The organism is Terrimonas sp. (genome assembly GCF_003075435.1).
In the GTDB taxonomy this organism is placed as follows: Bacteria; Bacteroidota; Bacteroidia; order Chitinophagales; family Chitinophagaceae; genus Agriterribacter.
In genome coordinates this window covers 236072-254802 of the sequence record NZ_QCZJ01000001.1, presented here as the reverse complement: position 1 = coordinate 254802, position 18731 = coordinate 236072, and the positions used below count along the sequence as shown (strand labels likewise).

Here is an 18731-nt window from a genome sequence, read left to right as displayed (position 1 = left end):
CATAGAAAAATTTCTAACGAAGAATAATAATATAAAAATGGCAGAATTAAATAAGTTTTCGAAGGTACTGACACAGGATGAAACCCAGCCCGCGGCACAGGCTATGCTATATGGTATCGGTCTGACGGACGATGATATGAAGAAAGCACAGGTAGGTATTGCCAGCATGGGTTATGATGGTAACACCTGCAACATGCACCTGAACGATCTTGCAAAAGTGGTAAAGAAGGGTGTGTGGGATAATGATTTGGTGGGCTTGATTTTTAATACCATTGGCATCAGCGATGGCATTAGTAATGGTACCGATGGTATGCGATACTCGCTGGTAAGCCGCGATTTGATTGCGGATAGTATTGAATCGGTATGCGGTGGCTTTTATTATGACGGGCTGATTACCATACCGGGCTGCGATAAGAATATGCCGGGTTGTATCATGGCAATGGGCCGTTTGAACCGCCCTTCGATAATGGTATATGGTGGTACGATTGCCCCGGGGCATTACATGGGGCAGGAGTTAAATATTATCTCTGCATTTGAGGCCCTGGGACAAAAGATCGCTGGTAAATTAGAGGATGGTGATTTCAAAGAGATTGTAAAACATTCATGTCCTGGTGCGGGCGCCTGCGGTGGTATGTATACTGCTAACACGATGGCCAGTGCTATTGAAGCACTAGGAATGAGCTTGCCCTATTCTTCAAGTAATCCTGCCATCAGTGGTGATAAGAAGAAAGAGTGTCTTGATGCCGGTAAAGCCATAAAGCTTTTACTCGAAAAAGATATTAAGCCCAGAGATATTATGACGAAGAAAGCATTTGAAAATGCTATAACTGTTATCATGATATTGGGTGGAAGTACCAATGCTGTTTTGCACCTTATTGCAATGGCTAAAAGTGTAGGAGTTGAATTAACGCAGGATGACTTCCAGGCAATAAGTGATAAAACACCTGTGTTGGCTGATTTTAAACCAAGCGGTAAATATCTTATGCAGGAGTTGCACTCACACGGAGGCATACCCGCAGTAATGAAATATTTGTTGAATAAAGGTTTGTTACATGGTGATTGCTTAACGGTTACCGGTAAAACATTAGGCGAAAATCTTAAAGATATTACTGAAATAAGTTTTGAAACGCAGGATATTCTTTACCCGCTTGAAAAGCCCCTGAAAGCTACAGGGCACCTTCAGATCCTTTACGGCAATCTTGCAGAAAAAGGAAGTGTCGCAAAAATTTCCGGCAAAGAAGGCGAACGTTTTGAAGGTCCTGCAAGAGTATTTGATGGTGAAAAGAAATTGATTGAAGGTATATCATCAGGTAAAGTAAAGCCAGGCGATGTGGTAGTGATTATTAATGAAGGACCCAAAGGTGCGCCCGGTATGCCTGAAATGCTAAAACCAACGTCTGCTATTATAGGTGCAGGGCTGGGAAAGTCAGTTGCCTTGATTACTGATGGAAGATTCAGTGGGGGAACGCACGGATTTGTGGTAGGGCATATCACGCCTGAATCATACGAAGGCGGATTGATTGGTTTGGTAGAAGATGATGATATCATTGAACTGGATGCCGTTAAAAATACCATCACGCTAAAAGTTTCTGATCAGGTAATTGCTGAAAGAAGAAAACGCTGGACAAAACCAGCGCTGAAAGTGAAAAACGGGGTATTATATAAATATGCAAAATTAGTGAAGGATGCGAGTGAAGGATGTGTAACTGATGAAGATTAAGGTGAATAGTGATGCGGAAGTAAACCTGTAAGGTTTACAGCGCAGAATAACCACCCGACAAACCTTATAGGTTTATCAGACCATTGTTTGTTAACCATGAAAAATAACACCAATGCAACTACTGGTCATACAGAATAAAATCTATGAAATACGTGTGCAGAAAGTGATGCTTGATTTTGATCTGGCAGTATTGTATAATGTAGAGACGAAAGTTTTTAACCAGGCAGTTAAAAGAAATATAGAAAGCTTTCCTGCCGAGTTTATGTTTCAATTAACAAGACCAGAATATAATGCTCTAAGGTCACAAATTGTGACCTTAGACGAACAACGGGCTGATGATCAGGAACTTAAATCATCACAATTTGTGATAATGAAAAAGCCGGGACGCGGTAATTATAGTAAATATCTTCCCTATGCATTTACCGAGCATGGCGTTACTATGTTGGCAAGCGTGTTGAAAAGCCCGGTAGCAAGAAAGATGAATATAGCCATAGTGAAAGCTTTTATTGCCATGCGAAAAATGGCGATGCAATATGTGGAAGTGATAAAAGTAATTGATGATTTAAAGGAACGCATGGATGGGCATGATGCTCAGTTGAACCAGATTTATGATGCTTTGGAAACCATGCTCGACAAAAAAGTAGAAGAAGAAAACATAGAGAAACAATGGAAGGACAGGGAGCGAATAGGATTTAAAAAATAACTATAAATGTGTAATTAAAAATTGAATACCATGAGTAGCGCAACAGAAACAATGAAAACAAAAAAATCAGAGAGTAAAGAAACGACAACGCAATCACAGGTAAGAGTAAAAGCCAATACTTCCATCAGTGGAAGCGTTGCTGTGCTGGAAGCATTGGTCGCGGAAGGGGTCACTGATTTTTTTGGATATCCTGGTGGCGCTATCATGCCTATATATGATGCGCTCTACGATTATAATGATCAGCTCAATCATATCCTCGTACGACATGAACAGGGCGGTATACATGCCGCACAGGGCTATGCACGTACTTCCGGCAAAGTAGGGGTGGTATTTGCCACCAGCGGACCAGGTGCAACAAATCTTGTAACCGGTTTGGCAGACGCGCAGATTGATAGTACCCCTGTCGTATGCATTACCGGACAGGTGTTTGCACATCTGCTGGGTACGGATGCCTTCCAGGAAACTGACGTGATAAACATTACTACACCTGTTACCAAATGGAATTACCAGGTAACAGATGCCAGCGAAATTCCGGCAGCCCTTGCCAAAGCTTTTTATATAGCCAAAACCGGCAGACCCGGCCCGGTATTGATTGATATTACCAAGAATGCGCAGGTTCAGAAATTCGATTACCAGGGATACAAACCCTGTACTCATATCCGCAGCTATCGCCCAAAGCCTATTGTGCGCAAGGAGTATATACAGCAGGCAGCAGCATTAATTAATAAAGCCGAAAAGCCATTTGTGCTTTTGGGGCAGGGAGTTATTTTAGGAAAAGCTGAAAAAGAGTTTAAAGCATTTATTGAAAAAGCAGGATTACCCACAGCAGCAACAGTATTGGGATTAAGTGCTTTGCCAACAGATCATTCCTTAAACGTTGGTATGCTGGGCATGCATGGTAATTATGCTCCGAATGTGCTTACCAATGAATGTGATGTATTGATTGCGGTTGGTATGCGGTTTGATGATCGTGTAACCGGAAGATTAGATAAATATGCGAAGCAGGCAAAAGTGATTCACCTGGATATTGACCCTGCTGAAATAGATAAGAACGTACAAGCAACCGTACCTGTTTGGGGCGATTGTAAGGAAACGCTGCCACTGCTTACGGCATTAATTGAAAAGAAAGAACATAAAGAATGGTTGAATAAATTCAGGACAATGCTGGTGGAAGAAGAAGATGCTGTTATTAAAGATGAGTTGCATCCAACCTGTGAGATAATGACAATGGGAGAGGTGTTGAATGTATTGAACGGATTCACCAACGGAAGTGCTGTTATCGTAACCGATGTGGGTCAGCACCAGATGGTAGCCTGCCGTTATGCAAAGTTCGATAAAACAAGGAGCAATGTAACTTCCGGCGGGTTAGGTACAATGGGCTTTGCGTTGCCCGCGGCTATTGGTGCTAAGTTCGGTGCAAAAGATCGTACAGTAGTAGCTATTATCGGGGATGGCGGTTTCCAGATGACCTTACAGGAATTAGGCACTATTATGCAATTTGATGTTGATGTAAAAATCATCATTCTTAATAACCATTTCCTCGGAATGGTACGCCAGTGGCAACAGTTGTTCCACGATAAAAGGTATTCTTTTGTAAATATTACCAGTCCTGATTTTGTAACAGTAGCCAAAGGTTATGGCATTGCAGGAAAAAGCATTGCAAAACGTGAAGACCTTAAATCTTCTTTACAGGAAATGCTGGAACATAAAGGATCATACCTGCTGGAAATAATGGTAGGTAAAGAAAATAATGTATTCCCGATGGTGCCGCAGGGTTGTGGTGTAGCGGAGATCAGGTTGAAATAAAAAATCCATGACGCAAAAATCAACGATAGAAGAAATAAGGGTTCGTTTTGATAACGATGTAGAAAGGTTTTCTAATCTCGATACAGGGCAGATATCTACCATTGATGCTACCGTTTCGCTGGAACTGATTACTGAAGCGGCAAAGAGAATTGTTCCCGCAGCTGCACAATTATTAGATGTAGGCTGTGGTGCGGGTAACTATACGCTGATGATGCTGAAAAAACTTCCCGGCCTTAATTGCACACTGGTGGATTTAAGCAGGCCAATGCTCGATAAAGCACAGGAAAGAGTTTTACAGCAAACTAATGGCAAAGTAAATATTTTGCAGGGTGATATACGGGAAGCAAAATTACCCGGAAATCATTTCGACATTATACTTGCCGGTGCTGTACTGCATCACCTGCGCGACGATAAAGATTGGGAAGCCACCTTCAGCAAATTATACAGCTTGTTAAAACCAGGAGGTTGTTTAATGATATCCGACCTGGTAATACAGGAAACAGCAGCAATAAGTGAGTATACCTGGGAGCGCTATGGCGATTACCTGGAAGGCGTAAATGGAAAGCATTACCGTGAGAAAGTGATGGAGTATATTGATAAGGAAGATTCACCACGTTCTGTAACTTACCAGATGGAGCTCATGAAAAAAGTTGGATTCCGGGCAACAGAGATATTGCATAAGAATATGTGCTTTGCTGCTTTTGGTGGAATAAAATAAACAATTAAACAAAAAGAAATGAAACAGGAATTTACCATAACAGTATATACTGAAAATCATATCGGGTTGCTGAATCGCATTGCGATCATGTTCTCCCGCAGAAAAATAAATATTGAAAGCCTCAATACTTCTCCTTCTGAGGTTGAAGGTATACACCGCTTTACGATTGTTATTAACGAAGTGGAAGAAGTAGTAAAAAAACTGGTTCGCCAGATAGAAAAGCAGGTAGAGGTGTTGAAAGCATATTATAATAATAATGAGGAGATCGTTTGGCAGGAACTGGCTTTGTATAAAGTGTCTACCGATAAGGTTATTGAAGATGTTAAAGTAGAAAGATTATTACGCCAGTATGGTGCAAGAGCGGTAGTGATCCGTAAGGACTATACCGTATTTGAAACATCAGGGCACAGGGAAGAGATCAATAAACTCACTGAAGTATTAGGGCCTTTGGGATTGATAGAATTTGTAAGAAGCGCGAGAGTGGCTATTATTAATGCCAGCAGCGGCTTCTACGAAAAGCTGAGGGAATTTGAAGAAGAGAAACCCGGAACAGATATAGTAGAAAATGAATTTCTGGATAAGCAGGATGAGGTATTTTCGATGTAGGGGACGGGCAGTTTAACCACATAGGCACAATAGGAGTATAGGGAAGCATAGAATATGATTTCAACTATGTGGTTCTATTTTTCCTCTGTTACTATGTGGTGAAAAAATGTATATAGAGAATCATGACCAAATTATTCGACATCATATACGCAGGCAGAAAAAAGTTCACAGAACTGGTTGACAGCTTATCTGTTGAGCAGTTGAATGAAATTCCGGAAGGGTTTAATAATAATATCGCCTGGAATTTCGGGCATATAGTAGTAAGCCAGCAAATGCTTTGCTATGTACGCCCGGGGTTTACCGCGCATATGGATGATCATCTCATAAAAAAATACCAGAAAGGCACAAAACCGGAAAGTTTTATCCTTCAAAGTGAAATAGCTGTCTTAAAAACATATGCTTTTTCACTGGTAGACCAATTAAAAGAAGACCTGAACAACGATAAGTTTAAAGGATATACTACTTTTGCGACCCAATTTGGTGTTGAGCTTACCAGCATCCGGGATGCAATTCCATATTTTGCTACGCATGATACATTGCATCTGGGTTATGCAATGGCTATAGCAAAACACCTTTCAATAACAAAGCAATTTTCCAATTTTCAACATATCAAATTTTCAAACTAACAACATGGCAAAATTAAATTTCGGCGGCGTTGAGGAAAACGTAGTAACACGTGACGAATTTCCGCTAAGCAAAGCCCAGGAAGTATTAAAAAACGAAACGATTGCAGTAATAGGATACGGTGTTCAGGGTCCTGGCCAGGCGTTGAACCAGAGAGACAACGGTATTAATGTAATTGTTGGCCAGCGTAAAAACTCTAAAACCTGGGATAAGGCTGTGAAAGATGGTTTTGTTCCTGGTGAGACTTTGTTTGAAATTGAAGAGGCCTTAGAGAAAGGCACTATTATCTGCTACCTTTTAAGCGATGCTGCACAAATTGAGTTATGGCCAACTGTTAAAAAGCATCTTACTGCCGGTAAAGCATTGTATTTCTCTCATGGCTTTGGTATAACATTCAACGAGCAAACAGGCATTGTTCCTCCCAAAGATGTGGACGTATTCCTGGTTGCACCAAAAGGATCCGGTACATCATTGCGCCGCATGTTTTTACAGGGGCGCGGTTTAAACAGCAGCTATGCTATTTACCAGGATGCTACCGGTAAAGCAAAAGACAGGGTAATTGCATTAGGTATTGCTGTGGGTAGCGGTTATCTTTTTGAAACCAATTTCAAAAAAGAAGTATACAGCGATTTAACTGGTGAGCGTGGTACTTTGATGGGGGCCATCCAGGGTATTTTTGCTGCACAATACCAGGTATTGCGCGATAAAGGACATTCGCCTTCTGAAGCATTTAATGAAACCGTGGAAGAACTTACACAATCATTAATGCCACTGGTAGCAGAAAATGGTATGGACTGGATGTATGCCAACTGCTCTACAACCGCTCAGCGTGGTGCATTGGATTGGTGGAAAAAGTTCCGTGACGCTACTGCTCCTGTATTCAAAGAATTGTATGAGAGCGTAGCTACCGGTAAAGAATCTCAGCGTTCTATTGACAGCAACAGCAAAACAGATTACCGCGAAAAGCTCGAAGAAGAATTAAAAGAGTTGCGTGAAAGTGAAATGTGGCAGGCTGGTAAAACTGTTAGAAGCCTGAGACCTGAAAATCAGAAATAGGGTGTAGGGTAAATGGTGTGGGGTGTAAGGTGAGTCACCTGGTTAAATGTTGTATATAGTGTTATGGTGAATGGTGAGATATGAAACGTGCAACCTGCGCAGGCAACCCGGAACTTGTAACCTGTAAAGATGAAAGAAGGAAACAAAAACGAAACGATAAAGCAAAGCCTTCCCGCATGGTCGGGGAGGCTTAACTTTCATGATGCGGTTTATCGCCTCAAAAAAATTGTAAACCGTACGCCTTTAATGTACAACCAGAATCTTTCCCGCAGGTATGGTTGTGAAGTTTACCTGAAAAGAGAAGATCTGCAGATTGCCCGTTCCTATAAATTGCGCGGCGCATATAATATGATCTCCAGCCTCAATGCAGATCAGAAAAAACGTGGTGTTGTTTGCGCAAGTGCCGGAAATCATGCGCAGGGCTTTGCATACAGCTGCAAAAAGTTAGGTATTAAAGGTGTCATCTTTATGCCTGTTATCACTCCAAAACAAAAAATTAACCAGACAAAAATGTTTGGTGAAGATTTTATTGAAATAAAATTAGTGGGCGATACTTTTGATGATTGTGCGGCAGCCGCTAAATCGTATACTGTTGAGCATAATATGGTTTTTATTCCTCCTTTTGATGATTATAGTATTATAGAAGGACAGGGGACCGTTGCTGTAGAAATACTGGAAGATGCATCCGATATTGATTATGTTTTTATTCCCGTAGGCGGCGGTGGTTTGTGTGCGGGTATAGGCGCATATTTTAAAACGTTCAGCGCCGATACAAAAATCATAGGTGTTGAGCCGGCAGGAGCTCCTTCAATGAAGGCTGCGCTTGATGCCGGACACCCGGTAATGCTTGCCGAGATTGACCGCTTTGTAGACGGAGCAGCAGTTAAGCGCATCGGTGACCTCACTTACGACATTTGCAGTAAGGTAATAGACGAGATAGTACTTGTTCCCGAAGGGAGAATCTGTACCACTATATTAAGATTGTATAATGAAGATGCGATTGTGGTTGAGCCTGCCGGGGCCTTATCTATAGCCGCGCTGGAGCAGTGTGCAGATGAAATTAAGGGCAAAAAAGTAGTTAGCATAGTAAGCGGCGGCAATAATGATATCGACAGGATGCCCGAAATAAAAGAAAGATCCCTCCAGTTTGAAGGGCTTAAACACTACTTTCTTATCAATTTTGCCCAGCGGCCCGGTGCATTAAAAGAATTTGTAAATAATGTTTTAGGACCTAATGACGATATTACCAGGTTCGAATTCATGCAAAAGACCAATAAAGAAGCAGGCCCTGCGCTTGTAGGAATAGAACTTCAGCACAAAAAAGATTATATTAAGCTTATTGAAAATATGAAACAATACCAGGTGAATTTTTCAGAAATCAATAAAGATGACAGTTTGTTGTCTTACCTGGTATAGAATGATATTCACACTCTCCTTCAATTTTTAAACAAAGTGTATTTTTTTTCTCTTTTTTTAGTATTTTTATCCTCTTGCCTGCCATGTGATTAGAAAAACTTTAGCTTTTTCTAATTTTTTTGATTTTTATTTAAATATTCCTTTTTATGGTTAGTAATGGCTTGTACAAACCTGAGTTTGAGCACGATTCCTGTGGTGTTGGATTTGTTGCAAATATTAAGGGCAATAAATCTCATCAAATCATTTCTGACGCACTGACGATTCTTGAAAATATGGAACATCGCGGTGCTTGTGGTAGTGAAAGCAATACCGGTGACGGCGCAGGTATCATGATACAGGTTCCTCATGAGTTTTTCTTTGCGGAATGTGTTAAGCTGGGTGTGCATTTACCGGCTTTTGGTCGTTATGGTGTCGGTGTGATTTTTTTCCCAAAAGAACTCAGGCTTAGGGAAGAATGCCGTGAAATATTTGCCCGTGCTGCCGAAAAGCTCGGACTGGAAATACTTACTTACCGTAAGGTGCCGGTAAATACTTTTGATATTGGCCCTACCGCCCTTTCTGTAGAGCCGGAAATGGAACAAGTATTTATAGCCTGTCCTGATCATATCGATAATCCTGAAGAATTTGAGCGCAAGCTTTTTGTATTGCGCAATTATGCTACGCATACCATTAACAATACAGTTAAGAAAGACGCGATTGGTTTTTATATCGCTTCGCTGTCATATAAAACCGTATCATATAAAGGCCAGTTAACCAGCCACCAGGTGCGTACCTATTTTACTGATCTTACCAATAAAAGAGTAGTAAGCGCTTTTGGATTGGTGCACTCAAGGTTTGCTACCAATACCTTCCCCTCATGGAAACTGGCACAACCATTCCGCTATATAGCGCACAATGGTGAGATCAATACTTTGCAGGGAAATCTGAACTGGCTTAAAACCAGTGAAAATGGTTTCTCTTCTCCATATTTTACTGATGAAGAAATGGATATGCTGCTGCCTATTGTTACGCCCGGCATGTCTGACTCTGCTTGTTTGGATAATATGGTAGAGTTGCTCACCATGACCGGCAGATCATTGCCACACGTAATGATGATGCTGATACCTGAGGCATGGGATGGCAATGACAAAATGGACCCGGTTAAGAAAGCATTTTATGAATACCATGCGGCAATAATGGAACCCTGGGATGGTCCGGCTTCTATTTCATTTACCGATGGAAAAATAATTGGTGCAACACTTGACAGGAACGGTCTTCGCCCTTCAAGATTTTGTGTAACACATGATGACCGGGTTATCATGGCATCTGAAACAGGCGCGTTGCCGGTTGACCCCCGCATTGTAAAAAGTTACGGAAGGCTTCAGCCCGGTAAAATGTTTGTGGTAGATATGGAGCAGGGAAGGATTATCAGCGATGAAGAACTGAAGAGAGATATCTGCACACAAAAACCTTACAGCGACTGGCTGAATCAATATAAAATACGTTTGGAAGAACTGGCTCCGCCCCGTGTAACCTTTACACACCTTTCAGAAGACTCTGTATTCAAATATCAGAAAGCATTTGGCTATAGCACAGAAGATGTGGAAACCATTATCAGGCCAATGGCAGTAGATGGTAAAGAGCCTGTTGGTTCTATGGGAACAGATGTGCCACTGGCAGTATTGTCTGATCAGCCGCAACACCTGAGCAGTTACTTTAAGCAATTATTCGCGCAGGTAACTAACCCGCCTATTGATCCTATCAGGGAAAGATTGGTAATGAGCCTGGCTTCTTATGTAGGCAATAATGGTAATTTGCTGGAAGAAGATCCAGGGCATTGTCATGCCGTAGCTTTAAAGCAACCCATATTAACCAGCACTGAATTAGAAAAGCTCCGCAGTATAGATACCGGTATTTTCCAGGCAAAAACATTGCAATGTTATTTCAGGTCTGATGGTAAACCAGGTTCATTAAAAGCTGCATTAGATCGTTTGTGCCGTTATGCGGTTGATGCTGTTGAAGATGGCTTTGAAGTGATCATTCTTTCAGACAGGGCTATAGATTCCGATCACGCTGCAATACCTTCTTTACTGGCTGTTGCTGCAGTTCACCACCATCTTATTCGTAAAGGTTTGCGTGGGCAAGTGGGTATAGTGGTTGAAGCAGGCGACGTGTGGGAAGTGCACCATTTTGCATGTTTGATAGGTTTTGGCGCAACAGCCATCAATCCATATCTCGCTTTAGCAACTATACGCACGATGAAGGCTACCGGTAAATGGGATACCGAGCTGGAATGGGAATATATGCGCAAGAATTATGTGAAAGCTGTTTGCGACGGCTTGCTGAAGGTATTCTCTAAAATGGGTATCTCTACTTTACAATCATACCAGGGAGCGCAGATTTTTGAAATATTAGGTTTGAACAGTGATGTGGTAAGCAAATATTTCACCGGTGCGGTAAGCAGGATAGAAGGAATGGGATTAGATGAAATTGCGAAAGAAGCCCTGGCTAAACATACACTGGCATTCAACCGTAAAAATATACCTGTAGATCGTTTATCCGTTGGCGGCATATACCAATGGAAACGTAAAGGAGAGCAGCACCTGTTCAACCCGCAAACCATTCACCTGTTGCAATATGCTACAAAAATGAATGATTACAATACTTTCAAAAAGTATAGTAAAACGGTTAACGACCAGGGAGAAAAAGCCTGTACGCTGCGCAGTTTATTCCGTTTCAAAAAGAATCGCCCTTCTATACCCATTGAAGAGGTAGAACCCGCAGAAAATATATACAAACGTTTTGCAACAGGGGCAATGTCCTTCGGTTCAATTTCATGGGAGGCGCATACTACTTTAGCAATTGCTATGAACCGTCTTGGTGGTAAAAGCAATACCGGCGAAGGTGGTGAAGATGAAAAGCGTTATGAATTATTGCCTAACGGCGATTCAATGCGTTCTGCTATTAAACAGGTAGCTTCTGCAAGATTTGGCGTTACCAGCCAGTATCTTACTGAAGCAGATGAATTGCAGATTAAAATGGCGCAGGGTGCAAAACCCGGAGAAGGTGGTCAGTTGCCTGGTGATAAAGTGGATGACTGGATCGGAAGAGTAAGGCACTCTACACCAGGTGTTGGTTTGATATCTCCTCCACCGCACCACGATATTTATTCTATTGAAGATCTTGCGCAGTTAATATATGATCTTAAAAATGCAAATCGTGCGGCACGTATCAACGTTAAGCTGGTATCAAAAGCAGGCGTAGGTACAATTGCTGCAGGTGTTGCAAAAGCAAAAGCGGATGTAATACTGATCGCAGGCTTTGATGGCGGAACAGGTGCATCTCCTGTAAGCTCTATTAAACATGCCGGGTTGCCCTGGGAACTTGGCCTGGCAGAAAGCCATCAAACACTGGTAAGAAATAAACTCAGGAGCAGGATTGTATTACAGGCTGACGGGCAAATGAAAACAGCCCGTGATATTGCTATCGCTACCTTGCTGGGTGCAGAAGAGTGGGGCGTTGCAACAGCGGCACTGGTGGTTGAAGGCTGTATCATGATGCGTAAATGCCACATGAATACCTGCCCTGTGGGTGTTGCCACACAAGACCCTGAATTGCGTAAAAGATTTACCGGCGATCCTGATCATGTGGTGAACTTCTTCAAATTCATTACGCAGGATCTACGTGAAATTATGGCTGATCTCGGCTTCCGCACCATTAATGAAATGGTTGGACAGGCAGATTGTTTAGAAAGAAGGGACGACATAACACACTGGAAATACAGTAAACTCAATCTCTCACCTGTATTATATAAAGAACCGGCATCAGAGTATACAGGATTATACAACCAGGAAAACCAGGACCACGGGCTGGCAACGGTATTGGATTGGCAGTTCCTTGATAAAGCAAAACCTGCGCTTGACAATAAACAGAGGGTATATGCTGAATTTAAAATAAAGAACACAGACAGAACAGCAGGTACTATTCTTTCAAACGAAATAACCAAACGCTATAAAGCTGCAGGGTTGCCTGAAGATACCATACATTTTAAACTAACAGGTACTGCGGGGCAAAGCTTTGGTGCATTTAATACCAATGGTGTTACACTTGAGCTTGAAGGTGATGCCAACGACTATTTTGGAAAAGGATTGAGTGGTGCAAGGCTGATCATCTATCCTTCAAAAGAAGCAGGATTTGTGCCTGAAGAAAACAGCATTATCGGTAACGTGGCGTTTTATGGTGCTACTTCAGGTGAAGCATTCATCAGGGGTAAAGCAGGTGAACGTTTTTGCGTAAGAAATTCCGGTGCAAAAGCGGTGGTAGAAGGTGTGGGCGACCATGGTTGTGAATATATGACCGGCGGACGCGTGGTTATTCTCGGCGATACCGGAAGGAATTTCGCGGCAGGTATGAGTGGCGGTATAGCTTATGTATACGATGTGAAAGGGCAGTTTCCTGAGAATTGCAATATGGAGATGATTGATCTTGATCCCGTGGTGAATGGAGAGGCGGAAGAATTGCATGATATGATCACCAGGCATTATGCGTATACGGCAAGTTCAGTTGCAAAATTCATATTGGATGATTTTGAAAACCAGTTAAAGAATTTTGTGAAGGTATTTCCGAAAGATTATAAAAAGGCTGTACAAAAAGCAAAACTTGCTGTTGAAGGCAGATAACCAAAACTATTTATTATTAATTCAATTGAGTAAAGAGAATGGGTAAACCAACGGGTTTTATTGAATTTACACGTGAGCTGCCAACAAAGAAACCTGTGGCAGAAAGATTAAAAAACTATAATGAGTTCGTAAATCGTTTCTCTGAAAAAGAATTAACCAACCAGGCATCCCGGTGTATGAATTGCGGCGTTCCTTTTTGCCACAGTAATAATGGATGTCCGTTAGGTAATGTTATTCCTGAATTTAACGATGCGGTTTACCGCAAGAGCTGGAAAGAAGCGTACGATATTTTAACATCTACCAATAATTTTCCTGAGTTTACGGGACGTATTTGCCCGGCGCCCTGTGAGAGCGCCTGTGTGCTGGGTATAAACCAGCCGCCCGTAACTATTGAAGAAATAGAAAAGCATATCATTGAGATTGCTTTTGAAAAAGGATTTGTACAGCCACGCAAGCCAAATTTGCAAACCGGAAAAAAAGTGGCAGTAGTGGGCGCCGGTCCTGCTGGTCTTGCAGCAGCGGCACAGTTAAATTATGCAGGGCATAGCGTAACTGTTTTTGAAAGAGATGATGTTCCCGGCGGTTTGCTGCGTTATGGTATTCCTGATTTTAAGCTGGAAAAATGGGTGATAGACAGGAGGATTGATATTATGCAGCAGGAAGGCATTGAATTTAAATGCAACGCCAATGTTGGGGTGAATGTAAGCATAAACGATCTGCTGCGTGAATACAATGCTATAGTGTTATCAGGTGGTTCTACCAAGCCCCGTGATCTACCGATACCCGGGCGCAATTTAAAAGGTGTGTATTTTGCTATGCAGTTTTTAAAACAGCAAAATAAGCGCAACGCTAAAAAAGATCCGCTTGCTAATCCGAATATTGAAAGCAATATACTTCCGGAGGAAATTCTGGCTACCGGAAAAAATGTGGTGGTGATTGGTGGTGGTGATACCGGCAGCGACTGCGTAGGTACATCCAACAGACACGGCGCCATAACTGTTACACAGTTTGAGCTGATGCCTAAGCCGCCTGGTGCAAGAACGGAATTCATGCCCTGGCCCACATACCCGATGGTGTTGAAAACATCTTCATCTCATGATGAAGGTTGCGAACGTTATTGGGCTATAGCTACCAAAGCGTTTATGGGCGATGATAAAGGCAATCTCAAAGCATTGAAGATTGTTGATCTTGAATGGAAATATTCTGACGACCAGAGGCCTTCGCGTTTTGAAGAAGTGCCTGGCTCAGAAAGAGAGATACCCTGTGAGTTGGCGCTGCTTGCAATGGGCTTTGTGCATCCGCAACATGAAGGCATGCTTAATGAGTTAGATATTGAATATGATGAAAGAGGAAATGTAAAAGCCGCAGAAAGATCCTATCAAACCAATATATCCAAAATATTTACCGCAGGTGATATGCGCCGGGGGCAATCGCTGGTAGTTTGGGCAATCAGTGAAGGCCGGGAATGCGCACGCAAGGTAGATGAGTTTTTGATGGGTAGCTCATTACTGGAGACTAAAGATGCATCACTGGTTTCACTGGCGGTGGATTGAGGTAAGTTTTATAAGATTGTTGAATAAAAATCTAAAGCTGTCGCACAGGCAGCTTTTTTTGTTTGTAATTTTTGGTCTGCATAAATTATATTTATTGCAAAGAAGTGTTTTCATGAAACGCATAAACGTTCGCTTGATTTTTCCTGCTGTCTTACTAATACTTTTCGCAGGAGCATGTAATACAGGAACCGAAAGTGACAGTACAGGCAAAACAAAGAAAATTGATTCTGCCCTGGTAGCAAAAGGAGAAATCTCTTTTGAAAAAAATTGCGCTACCTGTCACGGCTTCAGGCAGGATGGTATAGGTCCGCAACTGGGTGGTATTACAGGGAAAGTATCTGCCAGCTGGCTTCAAACATTTATAAAAGATCCGGCAGGTGTGATTGCTTCCGGTGACAAATACGCTGTACAACTTCATCAGAAATACAAAGCTATGATGCCGCCGTTCATTGCATTAGGTGATGAAGAGATAGATGCTATTATTGCCTTTTTAGATACAAAGCCGGCCGTTGCGGTTTCGGGCAATGCAGATACAGCGGCCATCACTAATCCTTACCCGGATGTAATTCCATCTTCGGAAATAGCAATCACTCTTCATCCTTTTATACAAATACCCGCATCTGCTTCAACTGCGCCATTGGCAAGAATAACCAAGCTTACTTATCAGCCCGGTACCAATGATTTATTTGTTGTAGACCTCCGTGGTAAACTATACAGGATAGTGAAGGATAAACCCGAGGTATATATGGACATGGAGAAGCTTAAACCTCATTTTATATCAAAACCGGGATTGGCATCTGGTTTCGGGAGCTTTGCTTTTCATCCTGAATTTATGCAAAATGGGTTGTTGTATACTACGCACACAGAGGCGCCGGGATCAGGAATTGCTGACTTTAAATACCACGATTCTATAAAAGTTACTTTACAATGGGTATTAACCGAATGGAAAGTAACCGATCCGAAGGCGCTGGTTTTTTCAGGAACAGGCAGGGAAATGTTAAGAGTGAATATGGTGAAGGATATACATGGTGTGCAGGAAATATTATTCAATCCTCTCGCTAAACCGGCAGATAAAGATTATGGAATATTATATATTGGTGTAGGAGATGGCGGAAGTGTTGAGAATGGATTTCCGATGCTGCCGCATAATACCAAAAACATTTGGGGAACGGTAATACGCATTGATCCCCGCGGCAATAACAGCAGGAACAAACAATACGGCATACCCGAAGATAATCCGTTTGTGCAGGCTGCCGACACCGCTTTACTGAAAGAAATATACTGTTATGGCTTCCGTAATCCGCACAGGATCACCTGGACTAAAGATGGAAAAATGCTTGTGTTCAATATTGGGCAACATGATATAGAATCAATATATAGTGTAAAACCGGGGGGGGATTATGGATGGCCATTGCGTGAAGGAGATTTTTCTATTAACCCCTATGGCGATATTAACAAGGTTTATGCATTGCCGCCGGATGATAGCATATACCATATTACGTACCCGGTTGCAGCTTACGATCATGATGAAGGCAAGGCAATATCAGGTGGGTTTGAATACACCGGCTCTATATCATCGTTAAATGGGAAAATAATATTTGGCGATATACCAACCGGCAGAATTTTTTACATTGAGAATAAAGAAATACAAAAGGGTAAACTTGCTCCCATTAAAGCATTGCAAATCATGATAGATGGTGACTCAACTACGTTAGCCAAAGCATGTGGCAACGAAAGGGTAGAAGTAAGATTAGGAGAAGATGCCAAAGGCGTATTATATGTGCTCACCAAGGCGGATGGAAAGATTTATAAATTAACTAATGCTGAGGCCAATGTCAAAAAGAGATAAAAGACTAATTTATTATGCGCTTCTGCTTAAGCATTAGGGATCGTTAATGCATTTGCTAAACGCTGAGTTTTTATTTTATGACATCCGCCGGCAGAAGAGAAGCAGAGGCTTCATCCAGGTAACAAATACAATTGCTGTGCGATTGCAAGATACTTGCAGGATGTATATTGCTTATTTCTCCCGATAAACAGTTTTTTACCGCCGCCGCTTTTCTTTTATCAGGCACAGAGCAAATAATAACCGATGAAAGCATGATCTGTTTTATTGACATGCTGATAGCCTGCTTCGGCACATCATCAATAGTTTTAAACCAGCCTTCATTAAACTGTTGTGCGCGGCATGGTTCATCAAGATTAACAATGATATAGGGGTTAGTTATATCAAAATCTGCAGGAGGATCATTAAAAGCTAAATGCCCGTTTTCGCCAATGCCAACCAGCGCAACGTCTATCGGATGCTTTTGAATGATAGCGTTCAGCTTTTCACATTCAGCCAAAGGGTCTGTTTCGCCATTAATAAGATAGCAGGCTTTAAGCGCAGGCACTTTATTGATGAAACGTTCCTTCAGGTATTTTCTGAAGCTTGCAGGAGATGACTCAGGCAGATCAATATATTCATCTAAGTGAAACATTACAACCTTGCTCCAGTCAATGGCTTTATCGCTAATCAGTTGGTGTAAAGTTTCAAACTGGCTTGCGCCGGTTGCTAAAATAATATTAGCTGTGCCTTTACTTGCTATAGCCGCTTTAATACATTCTGCTGCCTTCCTGCCGGATTTTTGCCCTAATTCCTGTGCATTGCCTGAGATATCAATTTTCATACGTCATTATAATTTCAGAAGTGCTCTTTGCGCTTATATTTTAATAAATATTTTTTTCCTGTAAAGAAAGTATAGCATCAGCCATACCAGTAAAAGCCCGCCCAGTGCCTGTAATGCAGGATGAAATTTTGGATAAACCGGTGCATATAAGCCTGAGAATAACAGGCGTGCGCTTTTTTCAAAGTCTACGAATCTATACAATAAATAAATAGTGAGAGAATTTAGCCCGATCACATAAAAAAAGAAAGCCCACTTTTTAAAATGCCATATATCTATGACCAGGTAAAATACAGTAAAAATCAGGAAGCCCATACCGCCGGTAAGTAATATAAAAGAGCTTGTCCACATTTTTTTGAAGATGGGGAAATGCATATTCCAGATAAAGGCAAGTGCTATACAGGCAACTCCGCTCAGGGCAAGGTTTTTTAATTGCCAGCCGGTTGTTTTTCCGGAGCGTAAAATATCTCCTGCTAAAGTACCGAGCATTGTTAAACACATTGCCGGAAGTTGTGTCAGTAATCCATTCTCATCATATATTTTTTCTAACAGCCGCCCTGGCAAAAAACTACGGTCAAAGCGCCCCACAATATTCCCTTCTTTTGAAAGATCACCACCACCTAAGCCGGGCAGGTAAACTATCGCGTAATAAAATAACAGGATGCCTGCTATCCAGTAGATTCTTTTTAATGCAGATGAAGTATTGATGTATAACAATGTTGCAAAAAAGCCGGCAATGCCTATCCTGCCTAATACACTTGCTACTCTTATATTGTGCGGTTCAAAAAAAGTAATTGGCGTATTCTTATCAACAATACCAAGTAAGATTAAAATGATCATTCTGCGGAATGCTTTTTTCAGTATCACCTGTTTATCTGCGCCTGCGGCAATTGATTTGTAAACAGAAAACGGAATAGTGATGCCCGCAATGAACAGGAACAATGGGAAAATGAAATCGTAAAAGGTAAATCCAAACCATTTGGGATGGGTTAACTGGCTGGCGATCACATCAATCCACTGCCAGCTTGTTTGTCCTTTCAGCGCTTCAATAAATGCGCCGCCACCAGCTATCAATAACATATCAAAGCCTCTTAAGGCGTCAATAGAAACCAAGCGGGTTGAAGGTTCTTTTAAATTGCCTGCTGGATTCATTTTTGTCAGGAAAATAGTATGATTAGTAATAGTTGTTCTCCAAATGAGTATGG

General features: G+C 41.7%; 13 protein-coding genes. 11 read left to right on the top strand and 2 right to left on the bottom strand.

Annotation, left to right across the window (positions count from 1 at the left end; translation table 11 throughout):
- Positions 1-37 precede the first annotated feature (37 nt).
- The 11 genes from ilvD (at position 38) to DC498_RS00950 (ending at position 16709) form a co-directional block, all read left to right on the top strand.
- Positions 38-1720: a dihydroxy-acid dehydratase gene (gene ilvD / locus DC498_RS01000; RefSeq protein ID WP_116872562.1), complete on the top strand. Its 1683-nt coding sequence runs from the start codon at positions 38-40 to the stop codon at positions 1718-1720.
- A 112-nt stretch (positions 1721-1832) separates the two neighbouring features.
- Positions 1833-2423, top strand: coding sequence for an ORF6N domain-containing protein (locus DC498_RS00995; protein WP_116872255.1), 591 nt, complete (start codon positions 1833-1835; stop codon positions 2421-2423).
- 30 nt (positions 2424-2453) lie between these two features.
- Positions 2454-4229 (top strand): biosynthetic-type acetolactate synthase large subunit, encoded by a 1776-nt coding sequence (gene ilvB, locus DC498_RS00990; protein ID WP_240627807.1) that lies wholly within the window; start codon positions 2454-2456, stop codon positions 4227-4229.
- Positions 4230-4236: 7 nt separating this feature from the next.
- Entirely contained in the window at positions 4237-4947 is a 711-nt protein-coding gene (locus DC498_RS00985; RefSeq protein WP_116872253.1) for a class I SAM-dependent methyltransferase, read from the top strand.
- 18 nt (positions 4948-4965) lie between these two features.
- Entirely contained in the window at positions 4966-5553 is a 588-nt protein-coding gene (gene ilvN, locus DC498_RS00980; protein ID WP_116872252.1) for an acetolactate synthase small subunit, read from the top strand.
- A gap of 122 nt (positions 5554-5675) precedes the next feature.
- A complete protein-coding gene (locus DC498_RS00975) occupies positions 5676-6179 on the top strand; it encodes a DinB family protein (RefSeq protein WP_206197493.1) in 504 nt (167 codons plus the stop codon).
- Between the two features lie 4 nt (positions 6180-6183).
- Positions 6184-7233, top strand: coding sequence for a ketol-acid reductoisomerase (gene ilvC, locus DC498_RS00970; RefSeq protein ID WP_116872250.1), 1050 nt, complete (start codon positions 6184-6186; stop codon positions 7231-7233).
- A gap of 129 nt (positions 7234-7362) precedes the next feature.
- Positions 7363-8649 carry a threonine ammonia-lyase IlvA gene (ilvA, locus tag DC498_RS00965; protein ID WP_116872249.1) on the top strand — a complete coding sequence of 429 codons (1287 nt, stop codon included), beginning with the start codon at positions 7363-7365 and terminating at the stop codon, positions 8647-8649.
- Between the two features lie 146 nt (positions 8650-8795).
- A complete protein-coding gene (gene gltB / locus DC498_RS00960) occupies positions 8796-13307 on the top strand; it encodes a glutamate synthase large subunit (RefSeq protein ID WP_116872248.1) in 4512 nt (1503 codons plus the stop codon).
- Between the two features lie 38 nt (positions 13308-13345).
- On the top strand, positions 13346-14860 hold the full coding sequence (locus DC498_RS00955) for a glutamate synthase subunit beta (protein WP_116872247.1): 1515 nt from the start codon (positions 13346-13348) through the stop codon (positions 14858-14860).
- Between the two features lie 112 nt (positions 14861-14972).
- On the top strand, positions 14973-16709 hold the full coding sequence (locus DC498_RS00950) for a PQQ-dependent sugar dehydrogenase (RefSeq protein WP_116872561.1): 1737 nt from the start codon (positions 14973-14975) through the stop codon (positions 16707-16709).
- 70 nt (positions 16710-16779) lie between these two features.
- On the opposite strand, the gene DC498_RS00945 is transcribed toward DC498_RS00950, so the two are convergent.
- Both DC498_RS00945 and DC498_RS00940 read right to left on the bottom strand, forming a co-directional pair.
- Positions 16780-17529, bottom strand: a complete 750-nt coding sequence (locus tag DC498_RS00945; RefSeq protein WP_116872246.1) for a glucosamine-6-phosphate deaminase — start codon at positions 17527-17529, stop codon at positions 16780-16782.
- A 33-nt stretch (positions 17530-17562) separates the two neighbouring features.
- Positions 17563-18678, bottom strand: coding sequence for an acyltransferase family protein (locus tag DC498_RS00940; RefSeq protein WP_116872245.1), 1116 nt, complete (start codon positions 18676-18678; stop codon positions 17563-17565).
- Positions 18679-18731: the final 53 nt, after the last annotated feature.